Here is a 15,858-nt window from a genome sequence, read left to right as displayed (position 1 = left end):
CCCGCGTCCGCGGCACTCATTCTTCGCTTCCCCATTCGCGCCTCGCGATCAGCGTTGCCTCGACACGGTTGCGCGCCTTGATCTTGGCCATGATCCTAGTCATGTGGAATTTGACCGTCTTCTCCAGGATGTCCAACTGCTCGCCCACCTCGCGATTACTCATGCCTTTGGAAACCAGCTGGAGGATGGTCTTTTCCCGCTCCGACAGCGAGGACATCAGGCTCGGGACCGATTGTCGCTTGACGTTCGCCAGCAGCCGCAAGGTGAGGTTGGGCGAGATGAAGGAGTTGCCGGCGGCCACGCTCTTGACCGCCTCGATCAGATGCGCCGCCTCGATGCCCTTGAGCACATAGCCGACGGCGCCGGCCTCCAACGCGCTCATGATGTTCTCATCGATTTCGGAGACTGTAAGCATGATGACCCGGACAGGATGATCGAGCAGCGCGATCTCACGCGCCGCCTCGATGCCATTGCCCGGCATCGAGATGTCGAGTAGCATGATATCGGGCTTCTTGCTTTGGGCAAGCTCGATGGCCGCGGCTCCCGACCCGCCCTCGCCGACCACGTCGAGCCCGCGATCCATCATCAGCGTCTGAATGACGCCGGCTCGAAACAGCGAATGGTCGTCGACGACCACAATGGAGATCTTGTTAGCCATCTTGCGCTTCCGCCCCGATCGCAAGTTTCATTTCTATGCAGGTTCCGTTGTCAGCCGTCCTGGCGAGCTGGAACGTGCCGCCAAGGCTTTCGACCCGCTCGCGCAGTCCCGTAAGACCAAGGCCCGCGACGATCTTCGCGAGCCCGCCGTCAAGAGCTCCGCCGCGATCGAGCACGGAGACCGAAAGGACGGAGTTTTCGAAACCGCACGAGACCACATTGCCCTCGCTGCCAGCATGGCGGACCGCATTGCTCAGGCCCTCCTGGACGAAGCGATAGACACAGATCTTCACCGCGTGCGACACCTCAGGCGATTGCTTTCCAAAGGACACCTCGACCTTGGTGCTGGTCCTTGCTTCATGTGTGGTCACGGCGCGCTTGACCACATCGCCGAGCTGCAGATCCTCGATCTCGGGCAGCATCAGGCCTTTCGATATGGTACGTATGTCACGCAGCGCATCAGCGAGCACGGTGTCCATCACCTTCAGTTCATTCGCCCGCTCGATGCGGTTCCTTGCCTTGCGGACATGCTCGACCTTCAACGAGGCAAGGCCGATGAGTTGGGCCGGTCCGTCATGCAGTTCCGCCCCAACATGACGCAGATAGCTGGCGTTGAGTTCCGCCAACCGGCTCGATGCCTGCTCCGCCTTCTCGCGTAGCTTGCGGTTCTGGTTCGAGATTTGCTTGACCTCATCGATGCGCTGGCGAAGCGACACCTGCTGCCGGTCGATCAGACGGCTGCCGCGATAGACGATCCCGAAGAGGCTGAGCATCACCAGCAAGGTCAGCGCACCGGTGGTCAGCCAACTCATCAGCCTGACCGGAAAGAGCCGCTGTTCTAGCAGGTCGGGCTTCTCGTGGATTTCCGCCACGGCGACGATGCGCCCCGAAAGATGCTCGCGGACCGGAATGTAGATCTCCAGATACTTTCTATCGAACTGACGCTCGGCATGCTCCGCAGCGGCGAGATCCGCGAACTGGGCGGCGACTTGGCCGGACAGCGCGGCGGCGAGGCCAGCCGGCGGGGCAAAGGTTCGCCCAATGAGTTCAGGCGAGCGCGAATAGATGACGCGACCTTCTGCATTCCAGATCTCAAGGTGCGGAAAACGATCCTGGAAGGCATTTTCCTTGCCGGTATCAGCGCCCAGCAGGCGATCTAGGGCTGCTATGGTTTCGGGGGCAARCACATCGCTGTCGGCCAACCCCTGCAAATGCGGGGAAAGAAAACTGTCCATGAACAGCGCGGTGGATGATGCGGTGTTCTCGACAGTGGCCTTGGTGACTATGCTGGACGACAGGAAACCTGCCAGAGTCATTGCAAACAGCATGACCAGACCGCCGGTCAACGCAAACTGGCCAGAGAGGCTGCGGGGCGCCTTGAGGTATTTCGTGCCGACTCTGGAGTGGATTTCTGCCAGCAACGCCCTCATTTCCTTTAAGCAGAGACAGAAATAACCGCTGCAGACAAAATGCACTACTCTATTTGGTCGTATAGGTTACTGGACCAAAGCCCAGTTCGCCATCTCGAACAAGTCCAAGGGTGAGCCAACCGAGGTCGAGGCGGTCGTGTAAGAAGCAACTGCATCGCGACGACCCAAATCGCGCTTCGTACGACCTGGTCGCCGCTAGGCTTATCCTTCGCGCGGCATCAACCCCTCACCGATTGATAGCTGGCGCGCACAGCTGCTCAGTCGCACCATCGAACACGCTGTTTGTCAGCAACGAAAATATTGACCATTCCAAGTGATGAGCCACGCACTAGCGACACATATTAGAAACTCACTATGTAATCACTACGAATTGTCTGATGATTGCGCTACGCTGAGGCCAAGCTAGGCGGCGGGACGGTTGCCTCGACACGACCAGTGCTCGAGGATTGGTTGAACGGGAGTGCATATGCCCCCCCGAAACATTGTCGATTTTGCGGCGAGACACAAATCCTCGGGTGCAGGCAGGATCGCCAAGCTTGCGGCGCCGCGCAGTGCCGAGGTGCTGAGACGAGGCCGGGTCCTCGAAGCGATCGATCGGGCGACGCGCTCCGGCGTGTGCTGGGTGGCCGCGCCGGCGGGCTATGGCAAGACGACCGCGATCGTCGACTATCTCGCCAGCATCGATGCTCAGCATCTATGGTACCGCGTTGATGAAGGTGACCGGGATATCGCGCGCTTCTTCCAATATCTGACCCAATCGCCGACAGCTGCCGGAGAAATGCCTGTGTTCGGCGTGGAGTACGCCGAACAGCCACGGGAGTTTTCCAGACGCTTTTTCAGGACCTTTTTCGCCCGGCTGAAGCCCGGCACCGTCCTGGTCCTAGACGATTTGCATGACGCCGATACTCCCGAGTTTCGGGCGATGCTTTCGGTGATGTTCCAGGAGCTTCCTGATACGGTCCGATGTGTCTGCGGATCGCGCACGCTGCCACAACAGGAGCTTGGCGACCTCGTTCTCAAGAGCCAGATGGCCGTGGTCGACCGGTCGGTGCTCGAATTCTCGACGCCGGAAGCACGCGATCTCGTTCAGCTGCGTTCGAAGAACACAGCCATTTCAGTCGACATCGCATCGGCACAAGGCTGGGCGATCGGATTGGTTCTCCTTGCGGATCAGAATTCGCCCTTGAGACTTGTTGACACAAACGAGATGGCAGCCGGTGCGCACAACACGCTGTCGGACGTTATCGGGCGCCATTTCTTCGCTTCGCTTCCTGCCACCGATCAAGACATGCTGATGAAGCTCAACCTGCTGCCCGAAATCAGCGGGGCGCTAGCAAACGAAATGATCGGGTCGACCGACGCCGAAAAGCTGCTCGACAGGCTCTACCGGCGACAGTTGCTCGTCACGCGCACGCAAAGCAGCGGCGACGTCTTTTCCATGCATCACCTGTTGCGGGACTTTCTCGACCGGCACTTCGCGCGGAGCGTGCCCGAGGACGAGCAACGCTCGCTCAGGCGAAAGGCGGCGAAGATTCTGGTGAACACAAATCGCCACGACGACGCCATACCACTTGCTTTGCTAGCCAAGGATTGGGCTGAGGCGAGCGACCTCATCGTGGGGCGCGCAAAGGCAGTGCTGGCGCAAGGTCGCCGGGCGACCTTCATCGAATGGGTCGGCCTTTTGCCTGTGGCGTTTATGAACGGCTGGCATTTCTACTGGCTGGGCGTAGCCCATATGCCGGATGACGCAGCGGCTGAGCGCTGGCTCTCCAAGGCATGGCATGCCTTCGAGGAAGCCGACGATCTGCCCGGCCTGTGTCTGACGGTGTCGCGAGCGGTGCTGGTCAAGACGGACAGCTGGCGAACCTATGAAGGTCTTTCCACTTGGACCCGGCGAGCGCTGGAGCTCAACGAGCGAGGGCTTCCGGAACTACCGGCCGAAGAAGCACTGCTGGTGCGCATCGGCATGTTGCGCGCTTTGAACTTCGCTGACGACTACTATCAAAGTAACGCGGCTGGACAGGCGCTGGAAGCCGAACTGCTGGAGCGGCTGATCAAAAATCCCGAGCAGGACCCAAGCGGCTTGCGGTTGCTGGCTAGTGAATCGCTCATCGAACATTCAGTCTCGACGATGCGCGCCGACCTTTTCGCAAAAGCCGTCGACAGCGTGGTTGGCGACCTGAGCGACAAGGATGTGCTGCCTTGGATCCTCGGCATGTGGCTGGTCGCCTTTGGAGCAAAAAGCGGCCGCTACTTTCCCTACAAAAGAAGGGACTTTCCCTATCCATCAGCGGAAGCCGCGTTGCGGGCAGCGATCGCGATCGGCGAGCGCGAGGCGCTCAGGGGCGTGGAGTTCGGCGGGCTCTATCACCTTCAGATGCAGATGAAGTTCCGCAATGATTTTTCCGAGTTCCACAAGATCGTCGAGCGCCTGACGGAGATCGCCGACAGCCGGTTCACTACGCAAGTCGCTGTTGTCGCCGACTGTCGCGCCGCGCTTTCGGCCAGGCAAGGCGATTTCACGGCGGCCTACAGCGAGTGCGACCGCTTCATGGCTGCCATCGAGGCCGCCAACGAGCCGATGGTCGAGCGCTGGCCGCACTACATCACCAAGTTCCAGGTGCTGCTGGCAGACAGAAAACCGCAGRAAGCCGCAGGACTTCTCAGCGACCTGCTGCCCCGGCTCGATGGCGGTGCCCGCAAGCGGACCGAGATCTGCATCCTAACTGCCGCCGCGCTGGAGAATTCATGGGACAAAGATCCGAACTATCGCGATCGGTTGAAGGCCTTGCTGGAAGAGCTTCGCGGCACGCATTGGCCAATGATATTGCTCAATCTTCCAGAGCTGCTCAGCGAAGTCCTCGCCGACGCGCTTGAGCATGGCATCGAGCCCGAACTCTGCCGCTCTTTGATCCGCGAACGCCTGCTGGAAGCGCCGCGCCAGCCACGGGCGTCCTGGCCATGGTCGCTCAAGGTCCGGGTCCTGGGAGGGTTCCGGCTTGAGCTGGATGGCGAACCTCTCATTCTCAGCAGCAAACATCCGACCAAAGCCCTCGACATCCTCCGCGCCTTGGCGATCTCGCAAGACCACACGTGCTCGCTCGAAAGTCTTCAGGACTGGCTTTGGCCTGACCTTGACGGCGATCAGGCGCGGGCGGCGTGCGAACAGGCGCTTCACCGGCTGCGCAAGCTGTTGGGAGGGACCGATCTCATCGTCCAGCGCGAAGGCAAGCTTCGCCTTGCGTCAAACAAGGTTTGGGTCGACCTCGCCGACTGGGAAGCTCGGCTCAAGGCTATCGCGACAGCAAGCAGAAAGACAGACGGATTGCCCCCGGACGCCGAGGCGCTCTTCCAGGCATTCCCCGGCCCCTTGTTTCTTCACGAACGGACCCGCTCCTGGTCTCTCGCCGCCGCTGATAGAGTGCGTCGCGAGCTGGTCGATCTTGCCTTGCGGATCGGCCACCAGATGGACCCCGCTACGGCGCGGTCGGTCTATCTCCGAGCTTTGGACCTTTATCCGGACGCCAGCCCCATCTGCAAAGCACTCGTCAGGGAGCGACTTTTGCGCGATGACGTCGAAGGCGCGATCGACGATTATGCGCGCTACGAGCGGGCTCTGCGTTCCGCCGGAGACGCGGCGGCGGCCGGGGAAATTCGCGCCCTGGTCGCTCCTTATCTGCGCTGAGATGTGATCATGGCTCTAGGCCGTTCAAGATGTTTCCAGCCAGCAGAATGGCTGCCGAGATCAGAACCAGGCCCGCGACCGCATCCATCCGCCTGCGGTAGATCGGGCGGTCAAAGCAGCTTGACAGGCTAAACCCCGCCAGGCTCCAGCCATAGAATTTGATGGCGGAAGCCGAGAGAAAGCCAATGGCAAACCCGGTCTGTTCCTCGCTGCCATAGCTGGACGAAAAGACGCCGACGAGAAACATGGCCTCGAGCCAGACCAGTGGATTCAGCCACGTTACAACAAGCATCGAACCGATCGCGCGAAAACGGGATTTGCAGTCTGCAGTATAGGCCTCGGTATTGGATGCCTGGCTGACCTTGCGCAGGACGCGCACGCCCCACCATGTGAGAAACCCGGCGCAGCCCGCCTGCAAGATTGCGGAAACTGTCGGATAATGCAGGAGCAGCGTGCCAAGGCCACCAATTCCCATGATCACCAACGCGATTTCCGAGGCGTAGCCGGTAGAGGCGACCGCAAAGGGATGGTTGCGCGTCATACCAGCCTGGATGAGCATGAGGTTCTGGGGACCAAGCGAAAAGATGAGCCCCAGGCCGAAGCCGGACGCTGCTGCCGGCGACAAGAGCGCGTCGACGTTCATCGGCCGGCCTCCTGAAAGGACCGGGCGGCCGGCCCCGGCTTTTTACCGGGAAATCCATGCCGCTGGCCGATGAGAACAAGAACCCTCCCCTTTTGAGCGAATGAGGCGTCGCCTCCCCACCCTGATCCCACACGCGTTTGCATCTTGTGCCTCCACACCGATTGGCCGCGAGGGTGCAGGTGCCACGACCTTCGAACGCGGTCGGATTGCTTGCCTCACGATGCCGGGCAATGTGGAGCACTGGCGCATACGGATCGCATACGGAGCGGCACAACGTCGTCGGATATGTTTCGCGAGTAGATCTTCGCCAGCCGAGCCAGGCCGTGCGTGACGTCAGCCTTGAAGCCTGCGCAGGAGTGCGCCCCAGCGCTTGGAAGGCGCGTCGGCCTCGATCTCGCGATGCGGCTTGACCCCACCCTCGCCCAGCCCGCGCGCCCTGACGTCGCTTGGGCTATAGCCGAACTTGCGTTTGAAGGCGCGGCTGAAGTCGGCGCCGTCGCTGAAGCCACGCTCTTCGGCGATTTCGAGAATCCTGCGGCCGTCGCTCTGATTGGCAAGCGCCGCATGGGCATCAAGCAGGCGCCGGTGCTGGATGTAGCTCATTACACCGCCGGTGGGCTCGAACAAGCGGTAGAGTCGAGTGCGCGAAATGCCTAGCGCACGCCTCAGCGTTTCGGCGCCAAGCTCGGGATCGTACAGATTGGCCGAGACGAACCGGCGAGCCCGTTCGAGGAGAACCGTTCCGATTGGGTCTTGCGCAGCGTCAAGATGGTCGGCGGTGGGCGCGACGCAGGCAATGATCATCGCGCGCATGGCAGGGACTAGCCCTGACAGGTCTTCCGTACTGAGCGTCGGCAGGCTGGTCGACAATCCGACCATGAAATCGGCGAACAGCCGCCCCATTCCAGAGTCGAGTGCGGAGAATTCAGCGGCATCCAGTGTGCCAACCGCATCGCGGCAGAAGTCGCGCGGCACGATCAGCATCAACATCTCGCTGTCGCTGACGGCGCCTTCGAAAGGCCGGCCAAGCGGATGGATCTGCACAAGGCCTGCGTTGCAATCGAGCACTCTTGTCGGCCCAACCGTGTTGGAGCGGCCATCAAGCAGAAGGGTCATCATCCAGTGATCGAGCGAATCGCGGCGGACATGCCCAGGTAGGCTGGCGAACTGAAGTGCTTCAGTACGTATTCTGGAGAATGCCAAGCTTCCCAGGTCCCAGATTGTCTGTTCGCCGTCAAAGCCGGCCTCTGGCTTGTCTGAGGTGGCAAACGTCAGCATCGGCGCAAAATTGTCGCGCCAGCTTGCAAACTGGTCCTTGAGAGGCAGGTCTGAGGTGGAAAATTCGAGCCCGTGCAGCGGCACGCTGGCCGGCTTGGCCATTTTCAATTCAGGAGCAGAGGTAATCGCACTACTTGATGGCGTGCTTGAAAAGCGTTCGTGTGTGTCCAACGCACACTCTTCAATCATCATCCTTTCCTCCTCAGAAAGCGACGCGACAGCACAGTACCCGCATCAAAGCTGTGTTTGCCGATAGTCGATCCCGCTTGCCACATCCCCTTCGCAGCACCCGCCCAGCCTGAGCTTGCCGAGCAAGTCTAGCAGACGACCATAGGGTTTGAAGAGACGATTTTCAGGATGGTTTATGGCAATCTACCAAATRCAAATTCTAACATTGTAGGGGGCGGCAGCTCAATTTTGGCTCGTTGCGCAAATTCTTGGCGCAAGAGCATCGGCAGGAGAAAGAGGACGAAGGTAGTCTTGGCGCACCCGCCTTTGCCCTCTGCGCGGCCTCAGCGGTAGCGCATAAAGCCCGCACCATTGGCGGCCGTGCAGCCGGTTTCGATCCCTGGTGCACTCAAGCGTCAAGATCGGAATGTTGGCCAGAGAAGGTGGGCCGAGCGGATTCGCCCCACCTTCAACTACTCAAAAACTCAGCTTGCCGGCGTGGCCGATGCCTTCTGCAATGCGTCGCGCAGGATCTGCTCCTTGCTTTCGTCGAGCGAGGTCTTGAGCACCACGCCGCCAAAACCGGCGATCTCCTTCAACACCTTGTCGGCAGTCATTTCCTGCACCAGCACAAAAAGCGCGCCGTTGCCGGGCTGGAGACTGGCCGAAAGCTCTTTCATGAAGGCATCGTTGATGCCGAAATCGCTCAAGGCGCCACCGAGCGCGCCTGAGGCGGCACCCACCGCAACGCCAAGCAGCGGATTGAGGAAAAGTACTCCAATCAGCAAGCCCCAGAAGCTGCCCGACGCCGCACCAGCCGCGGTCGTGTTGAGGAGCTGGTTCAGCTTGACCTTGCCGGCCTCGTTCTTGGTTGCAATGACAGCGTCGCTGATCTTGATAAGGTATTGTTTCTGCAGCTCAAGCAGGCGTTCCCGCACCTCTTCAGCCTTGGCTTCCGTGGGATAGACGATGACGATCAGATCAGACATGACGAACTCCAATTTTCAAACGAGTGAACGAACGCCAAGCGTTGCGAGCGCTAAATCATATCGCGCCGAACACATGGAAGGGATTAGCCGTAAATCCTGCGGCTATGCATTGCGTTTCATTTTGGGCGGTAGCGGCAAACGTCAACATCCGGCGCCGGACGTTTCAGCGCCATTATAGAACTGGACACGCACTGACGCCCCGGCCAAGCGCCGGTAGCGTTTCCTGTTTTGGGCGATCGGCCACCAGTCATACAGAAAAATCTCGAGCGGTCGCCATAGAGCAACCCATCCAACGATAATCAGGCCCTCTTCGAAGAAATGCGCTACGCCGCTGTCTGGCACCAAGGCGGCAAGTGTCTGGCCGATCGCCAGGCATGCTGCCAAGACGGCCAGTCCAACCATGAGTGTACGCCGCCCCATTCTGAACAGGTCACTCAGTTCGCGACCGACGATCCTCGCCCGATAGGTGAAGAAATTGGCGAGCGACTTATCCAGGCTACGAACGGCTGCACTTTGCGCCGCACTCGCCGGCAGGTGAATGGTGATTTCGAGCGGCTGATTGCGAGGCAATTCGTGCGCCCAGTCGAAGATATAGGCGTCCGCCTCCCTTGCCAGTTCGCGATCCCGGGAAGGGAACGGGTCCATCGTTTCGAAAAGTTGCGAAACGTCCTCAAGACGGATCTCGATGGAGTTGGCCAAATCGTCGTCCCGTCATTTTGGTTTCCGTGTCGAAGCCTGGCATCCGGCAACCCACCCGGAGGACCGGGTGGGTTCAGCCTATCAGCCTTGCTCAGCCCGCCACGACCGCAGGCTCGGCCGAATGGGCCTTGGCCTCAGCCGGGTCCCGCTCCGCCGGAATACGGAACCACATGATGTACAGCGCCGGCAGGAAGATCAGTGTCAGGGCGGCGGCAACCACCAGGCCGCCGATGACCGTGAAGGCAAGCGGCGCCCAGAACGGATCGCGTATGATCGGCAGCATGCCAAGGATAGTCGATCCGGCAGTGAGGAATACCGGCCGAACACGCTCGGCTGTGACATCGATAACACTCTTCCAGGACTTTCCCTGAGCTTCAATACGCTTGTCGATCTGGTCGATCAGCACCACCGAGTTTCGTGTGATCATGCCAATCAGCGCGATCATGCCGAGAACAGCGATGAAACCTACCGGCGTATTCGTCACCAGCATGATCAACACCACGCCGATCAGTCCCAGCGGTACCACACTGATGACCAAAAGCAGGCGCTGAACGCTCTGTAGCTGGAACATCAGGATGACAACCATGATGATCGCCATCAGCGGGATCATCTCAAGCACCGAAGCCATACCGGTTTCGGCACCTTCGACAGAGCCACCAACCTCGATGTTGAAGTTCGGGTTGTCCTTGCGAAGCTGGTCGATCTTGGGCTCGGCCGCACTCACCACGCTCTCCGCCATAACGCCCTCCTTGACGTCGGCCTGGACGGTGATCGTGGTCTCTCGGTCGCGCCGCCAGATGATCGGCTGCGTCGTCTGGTACTCAATCATGGCGATACTGGACAACGGCACAGTCTGGTTCGGTCCGATCGGGATCTGCAGGGAACGCAGCGTCTCGATATTGGTGCGCTCCTCGGCTGCGGCGCGAGCGACGACGTTCACCAGATAGATAGAATCGCGCACCTGCGTGATCGGAAGGCCCGATGCGGTGGCAAACAGCGTCTGGGCGATTGCCGCCGAATTCAACCCAACCAGCCGTGCCCGGTCCTGATCGACATCGATCACGACCTTCCTAATCGGTTCATTCCAGTCGAGATTGGGTGCAATGACCCCGTTCACGTCGCCAACGACGTCGGCAACCTTCCATGCAAGGTCGCGTACGCCGGCCACGTCTGGACCGCTGATACGATGTTGGACCGGCCAGCCCACTGGCGGTCCCATCTCCAGCGGAGAGACACGGGCGACGATGTTGGGGAACTTCTCGTCAAGTTCCTTCTGCAACCTCGCCTGCAAGGCGTCGCGTGCCTTGACGCTCTTGGCGATGACCACGGCCTGAGCGCGGAACGGCGCCGGGGCCTGGATGTCCATCGGCAAATAAAAGCGAATGGCGTCTGATCCGACATAGAAGCTCCAGTCGACGACATCCTCGTCGAGCTCGAGAACCTTCTCGACACGCTCAACCTCGGCCGCTGTCGCCTGCGTGGAAGCGCTCTGCGGCAAAACAAGCTGAAGCATCAGTTCGGGACGATCGGACGGCGGGAAGAACTGCCTCTTCATCAAAGGGGAGGCCATCAAGGCCACGACGAATAACGCAGCCGTGCCCAAAACCACGGCGAAACGAAGCCGAACGCAGGCATAAAGAAGCTTCTTGAAGCCTCGAACGAGTGCGCTTTCGGTTTTTTCGCCTGTGTTTGAGCCCGACTTAAGCACCGCAAGGCCCACGATTGGTGTCAGCAATACGGCGACGAGCCATGAAAGGATCAGCGCGAACGTAATCACCAGGAAGAGCGATCGCGCATATTCGCCCGACACGCTGCGGGCGAAGCCGACGGGGATGAAGCCGGCAATCGTGACGAGCGTGCCCGCCAGCATGGGAAAGGCTGTCGAGGTATAGGCAAAGGACGCTGCCTTTACCCGGTCATAGCCCTCCTCGAGCTTGGCCATCATCATTTCGACCGCCACCATGGCATCGTCGATCATCAGTGTCAGCGCTATGATCAACGCCCCCAGTGACACCCGTTGAAGCGCGATGCCGGTGATTTCCATCAAAAGGAAGGTCATGCACAGCACCAGCGGGATCGACACCGCAACGGCCAGGCCAGCACGGAATCCAAGCGCTATGAAGCTGACGCCAAGCACAATGATCACGGCCTGGGTCAGCGAAACAGTGAAACCGCGGATGGCGTTGGTGACGACCTCCGGCTGGCTCGCGACATGAACCATGTTGATGCCGATAGGCAGATCATGTTCGAACCGGCTCATCACCGTATCGATGTTGCGTCCGAGCTCGAGGATGTCGCCACCGGATTCCATCGAAACAGCAATGCCTATCGCGGGCTTGCCCTTGACGCGGAACATCGGCTGCGGCGGATCGACGGTGCCGCGAACCACGCTGGCGATGTCGCCAAGCCGCACGAAGCCTGATGCTGTAGGAATGTTCAGATTGCGGATGTCATTTTCGTTGCGCAGATCGCCCGACACTTCGAGGATCGTGCGATCTGCTTCGGTGGTCATGGTACCAGCAGGCAGGACCGCATTCTGCGCCTGGATGGTACTGATTACGGTGGCGGCGCTAAGGCCGAGACTTGCCAGCCGCTGGGTCGAAAACTCGATGTAGATGGTCTCGTCCTGGGTGCCCAGGAACTCGACCTTGCCTATGTTGTCGAGACGCAACAGGCGGTTGCGGGCCTCGTATGCCCAGTCTCGAACCTCGCGGTCACTGAAATCAGCAGAGGTGAAAGCGTAGATGATGCCGAATGTATCGCCAAATTCGTCGTTGAAGAAGGGACCGCGGACCCCCTGAGGCAGGGTCGTCTGCATGTCGCCGATCGTCTTGCGCACCTGATACCACAGGTCGGCAACCTCGTCGGGCGGGGTCGAATCCTCAAGGCTGACATAGATGACCGATTGCCCAGCACTGGTCAGGCTGCGCAAGGTATCGAGGCGCGGCACCGCCTGAAGCGCCCGCTCCAGCCGGTCGGTAACTTGGTCGGTGGTCTGTTCGATCGTGGCGCCCGGCCAGACAGCATGGACCAGCATCGTCTTGACCGTGAAATCAGGATCTTCGCTACGGCCAAGATTTACATAGGAGATGGCACCGGCGATGGCGCCGAGCAGCATCAGGAAGATAATCAAGCCCTGGCGCTTGATCGCCCATTCAGAAAGATTGAATCCGCCGTTCATTGCGCGGCTCCAGCAAGCAGGCGGACGGGCATCGCCGGACGTAACTGTTGAACGCCCGCGACAACGACGTTGTCGCCATCCTTCAATCCGCTCGAAACGAGGAAGTCCTGGGTTTCGAAGCGTGCCACATCAATTGGCACCAGCTTGGTGGTGCTGTCAGCCGGGTTGACGACCCACACCGCAGGCCGATTGTCCTGGTTGAACAGTGCTGTCATCGGCAAGCGGGCGACGGGCTCGCCCGCCAGCTGGATCATGCCGCGTACCGCACTGCCAAACCGAAAATCGCCGGGCACGGCGTCGAGGGCGACACGGACGGTGAAGTTGCGGGTAACTGGATTGGCGGTCGGCGAAATTTCGCGAACGGTACCCGTCGCCAAGCTATTTGGATTACTCAACAAGCGTGCCTCGACCTTCACATCGCGGTTGGCATCCTGGATCGCTGCTTCGGGCACCTGGAACACGGCGTCCTTTTCGGCCAATTGAGCAACGCGCACGACCATCTGTCCGCCACCGACAACTTGGCCAACATCGCCACCAACAGCAGTCACCACGCCGGCGGCATTCGATTTCAACACGCGGTTGTCGAGATTGTTCTGGGCGACGCGCACGCCCGCTTGGGCCGCGTCTACTCCTGCGCGCGCTGCATTCGACTGCGCGATAGCAGCATCGAGCGCAGCCCGGCTGATGGTCCCTGGATAAAGCTGCTGTTGACGGCTGCGTGTCATGTCGGCGTTGTCGAAATTCGACTGGGCCGCAAACAGATTGGCCTCCGCCTTGCGCACGGCATCCTGAGAGTCTTCGATATCCAGGCGCGCCAGCACGGTGCCGACTTCGACCATATCGCCCACCTCGACGTCGCGTTCCCTGATTTCGCCGCCTTGACGGAAACCAAAACTGGTCTCGATCCGAGGCTGAATCTCGCCGATGAGCGAACCGAACGTGTCTTCTGGGCTGAATGACACCGTTACCGTCTTCACCGGACGCGGCGGCAACACCACCGTCTCCTCTTCCCTCTGACATCCGACCAGGAGAAATGAAGCAACTGTAACAGCGGCCATGCCGAGCATGGCACTATGTCTTGATGCCGGGCGACGCAATGTCATGGAAGAAGGCCCCTTCTTGAGATGCATGTGTGAATTCAGGCTGCGCATGGTCCGTCCGTCCTTGTCAGAAGCGCCAGATCAGCGGCACGATGAAAACCGATACGACAAAGAACCAGATCAGCAGCGGCAGGCCGAGCTTCCAATAATCGCTGAACGCATAGCCACCTGGCCCCATCACCATCAGGTTAGTAGGAGTTGCGATCGGGGTCAGGAATGCGGCGGCAGCCGCTACCGCAGTGCTCATCAAGACCGGACGAGGCGAGATGCCCATCGCGGTCGCCGCCGCCACGCCGATCGGGATCACGATCAGCGCGGTCGCTGTGTTGCTGATGAGCTGCCCCATGATCGCAGTCAGCAGGAACAGGCCGGCCAGCAAGGCAATCGGACCAGCATCGCCAACGAAATTCACCAGATGTTCGGCCATCAGCTTTGCCGCGCCAGTCTCCACCATCGCTGTGGAGAGTGGCATCATCGCACCAACCAAAATGACCGTAGTCCAGCCGATGGCGCGATAGGATTGCTCGACGGTCATGATACCCGACATGATGATCGCACCAGCGGCCAACAGGCCAGCGACCGCGGGCGGGACTATGCCCGTAGCGAGCAGTATGACCATGGCAAACAGGATGACGATGGCCTGACGCGCGCCCGGCCCCATCGGCACTGCCTGGCGGCGTACGAGCTCTGGCGAGCTCACGACCAGAACGTCCGGATCGTCTAGATGGAGATCGAGCGCCTTCCATGTGCCCTGCAGCAGCATAGTGTCGCCGGCTTGCAGCACAATGCCGCCGGAATCCTTGCTGGCGCTGTCAGCAGCGATCTCGGCACCCGCACGCTGCACCGCCAGGATGATCAGGTCGCCGCTGTCGGTGACCATGCCCGGAAAGACCTTGTGGCCGACAAGGCCCGAACGCGGCGGGATTACCACCTCGGCAAGGCCGGAGTGACGGTTGAACAATGTCTCTTCGCCCTGCCCGGGCTTGGCTTCCTCGCGAAACGCGAGATGCATCGTGGCGGCAAACGACGCGGCCGTTTCGGCATCGCCGCGCAGCAGCAAATGATCGCCTTCCGCCACAACCGGCCTGCGGGTCGGACTTGCGGTTTCGCCGTCCTGGATAGCAACCAGTTGCAGGCCTGGATAATCAGCGAGATGGATCGAAGATGAAGCCGCACCGACATAGGGCGAGCTTGCGCGGACCCGCATCTGATAGACGCCGCTGGCGAGGCCGTATTGCTCGACCAGCGTCTTGGCATGACGACTGAAATCGGCGGGCATCGTGGCGCCATTGCGCTCGGGCAAAAGCCGTTGACCAAACAGTACGATGATCGCCATCGTGCCCAGCAGCAGCGGTATGCCAACAAGGGCAAACTCAAAGAAGCTGAAATTGCCCACGCCTGCGTCAGCTGCGGCTTCCGACACGAGCACGTTCACTGGTGTACCGGTTAATGCCAGCATAGATCCGGCATGCGCGGAGAAGACCAACGGCATCAGCAACTGGGACGAGTTGCGCTTGAGCCTGACCGCGATCACCACCACAACCGGCAGCAGTGCTGCGACCGCGCCATTGACGCTGATCAAGGCCGTGAGCAGCGACACAAGCAGCATGGTCAAAAGCAGAAGCCGTGTGCGGCTTTCCTCGCCAGCGCCTCGGATCAGAAGCTGACCCGCCCAGGCGGTAACGCCAGTGACCTCAAGCCCGGAACTTACGATGAACAGCGAAGCGATAAAGATGACGGCGGGGTCCCCGAGGCCACTAAGCGACTGGCCAAGGGTCAGGACACCGGTCGCCCACAGCGACAGAGCGGTGCCCATGGCCACCAACACGACCGGAATCTTGTTCCAGACGAACAGTACAATGGCAACGGCTATGATGGTGGCAGTGTAGGCGATGGGACTCAATCGCTCAGCTCCTCATTGGGCCATGACAAGGCCGCCGAACCTTCAGATGCAGACCGCCGCCGGGCACTGGCCGTTACATTGGCCAAAGTGCGTCGACGGCGGGATGTCGAGAGGCCGCATGCGGC

Annotated in this window: 10 protein-coding genes; 1 reads left to right on the top strand and 9 read right to left on the bottom strand. The window is 60.3% G+C overall.

What is annotated here, in order from left to right:
- Positions 1–16: 16 nt before the first annotated feature.
- Both AC1DWF_RS04995 and AC1DWF_RS04990 read right to left on the bottom strand, forming a co-directional pair.
- Positions 17–658, bottom strand: a complete 642-nt coding sequence (locus AC1DWF_RS04995) for a response regulator (protein WP_476782884.1) — start codon at positions 656–658, stop codon at positions 17–19.
- Complete coding sequence (locus AC1DWF_RS04990) at positions 651–2,078, bottom strand: sensor histidine kinase (protein ID WP_476841488.1); 1,428 nt, start codon at positions 2,076–2,078, stop codon at positions 651–653. The genes AC1DWF_RS04995 and AC1DWF_RS04990 overlap by 8 nt, the downstream gene beginning before the upstream one ends.
- A gap of 475 nt (positions 2,079–2,553) precedes the next feature.
- Between AC1DWF_RS04990 and AC1DWF_RS04985 the strand changes: the two genes are divergently transcribed.
- The gene (locus tag AC1DWF_RS04985) at positions 2,554–5,772 is read left to right on the top strand and encodes a winged helix-turn-helix domain-containing protein (protein ID WP_476841487.1); all 3,219 of its coding nucleotides are present in this window, start codon (positions 2,554–2,556) and stop codon (positions 5,770–5,772) included.
- A 7-nt stretch (positions 5,773–5,779) separates the two neighbouring features.
- On the opposite strand, the gene AC1DWF_RS04980 is transcribed toward AC1DWF_RS04985, so the two are convergent.
- The 7 genes from AC1DWF_RS04980 to AC1DWF_RS04950 all read right to left on the bottom strand — a co-directional run bounded on the left by AC1DWF_RS04980 (position 5,780) and on the right by AC1DWF_RS04950 (position 15,733).
- Entirely contained in the window at positions 5,780–6,415 is a 636-nt protein-coding gene (locus tag AC1DWF_RS04980; protein ID WP_476782887.1) for a LysE/ArgO family amino acid transporter, read from the bottom strand.
- Between the two features lie 333 nt (positions 6,416–6,748).
- Positions 6,749–7,795: a helix-turn-helix domain-containing protein gene (locus AC1DWF_RS04975; protein ID WP_476782888.1), complete on the bottom strand. Its 1,047-nt coding sequence runs from the start codon at positions 7,793–7,795 to the stop codon at positions 6,749–6,751.
- A 551-nt stretch (positions 7,796–8,346) separates the two neighbouring features.
- A complete protein-coding gene (locus AC1DWF_RS04970) occupies positions 8,347–8,850 on the bottom strand; it encodes a DUF1269 domain-containing protein (RefSeq protein WP_476788790.1) in 504 nt (167 codons plus the stop codon).
- Positions 8,851–8,991: 141 nt separating this feature from the next.
- Positions 8,992–9,549 (bottom strand): hypothetical protein, encoded by a 558-nt coding sequence (locus tag AC1DWF_RS04965; RefSeq protein WP_476786421.1) that lies wholly within the window; start codon positions 9,547–9,549, stop codon positions 8,992–8,994.
- Positions 9,550–9,640: 91 nt separating this feature from the next.
- On the bottom strand, positions 9,641–12,730 hold the full coding sequence (locus tag AC1DWF_RS04960; protein WP_476788789.1) for an efflux RND transporter permease subunit: 3,090 nt from the start codon (positions 12,728–12,730) through the stop codon (positions 9,641–9,643).
- Entirely contained in the window at positions 12,727–13,797 is a 1,071-nt protein-coding gene (locus tag AC1DWF_RS04955) for an efflux RND transporter periplasmic adaptor subunit (protein ID WP_476788788.1), read from the bottom strand. Before AC1DWF_RS04955 ends, AC1DWF_RS04960 begins: the two co-directional genes overlap by 4 nt.
- A 100-nt stretch (positions 13,798–13,897) precedes the next feature.
- Positions 13,898–15,733 carry an SLC13 family permease gene (locus AC1DWF_RS04950; protein ID WP_476784653.1) on the bottom strand — a complete coding sequence of 612 codons (1,836 nt, stop codon included), beginning with the start codon at positions 15,731–15,733 and terminating at the stop codon, positions 13,898–13,900.
- Positions 15,734–15,858 lie beyond the last annotated feature (125 nt).

Source organism: Aminobacter sp. P4_D5 (assembly GCF_056401815.1).
This window is presented reverse-complemented; position numbering and strand designations above follow the sequence as displayed.

What these genes read in the sequence shown, in the direction of transcription:
- AC1DWF_RS04975 (WP_476782888.1), bottom strand. Translation starts at nt 7,795, where the DNA reads ATGGCCAAGCCGGCCAGCGTGCCGCTGCACGGGCTCGAATTTTCCACC.
- AC1DWF_RS04970 (WP_476788790.1), bottom strand. Translation starts at nt 8,850, where the DNA reads ATGTCTGATCTGATCGTCATCGTCTATCCCACGGAAGCCAAGGCTGAA.
- AC1DWF_RS04995 (WP_476782884.1), bottom strand. Translation starts at nt 658, where the DNA reads ATGGCTAACAAGATCTCCATTGTGGTCGTCGACGACCATTCGCTGTTT.
- AC1DWF_RS04960 (WP_476788789.1), bottom strand. Translation starts at nt 12,730, where the DNA reads ATGAACGGCGGATTCAATCTTTCTGAATGGGCGATCAAGCGCCAGGGC.
- AC1DWF_RS04955 (WP_476788788.1), bottom strand. Translation starts at nt 13,797, where the DNA reads ATGCTCGGCATGGCCGCTGTTACAGTTGCTTCATTTCTCCTGGTCGGA.
- AC1DWF_RS04980 (WP_476782887.1), bottom strand. Translation starts at nt 6,415, where the DNA reads ATGAACGTCGACGCGCTCTTGTCGCCGGCAGCAGCGTCCGGCTTCGGC.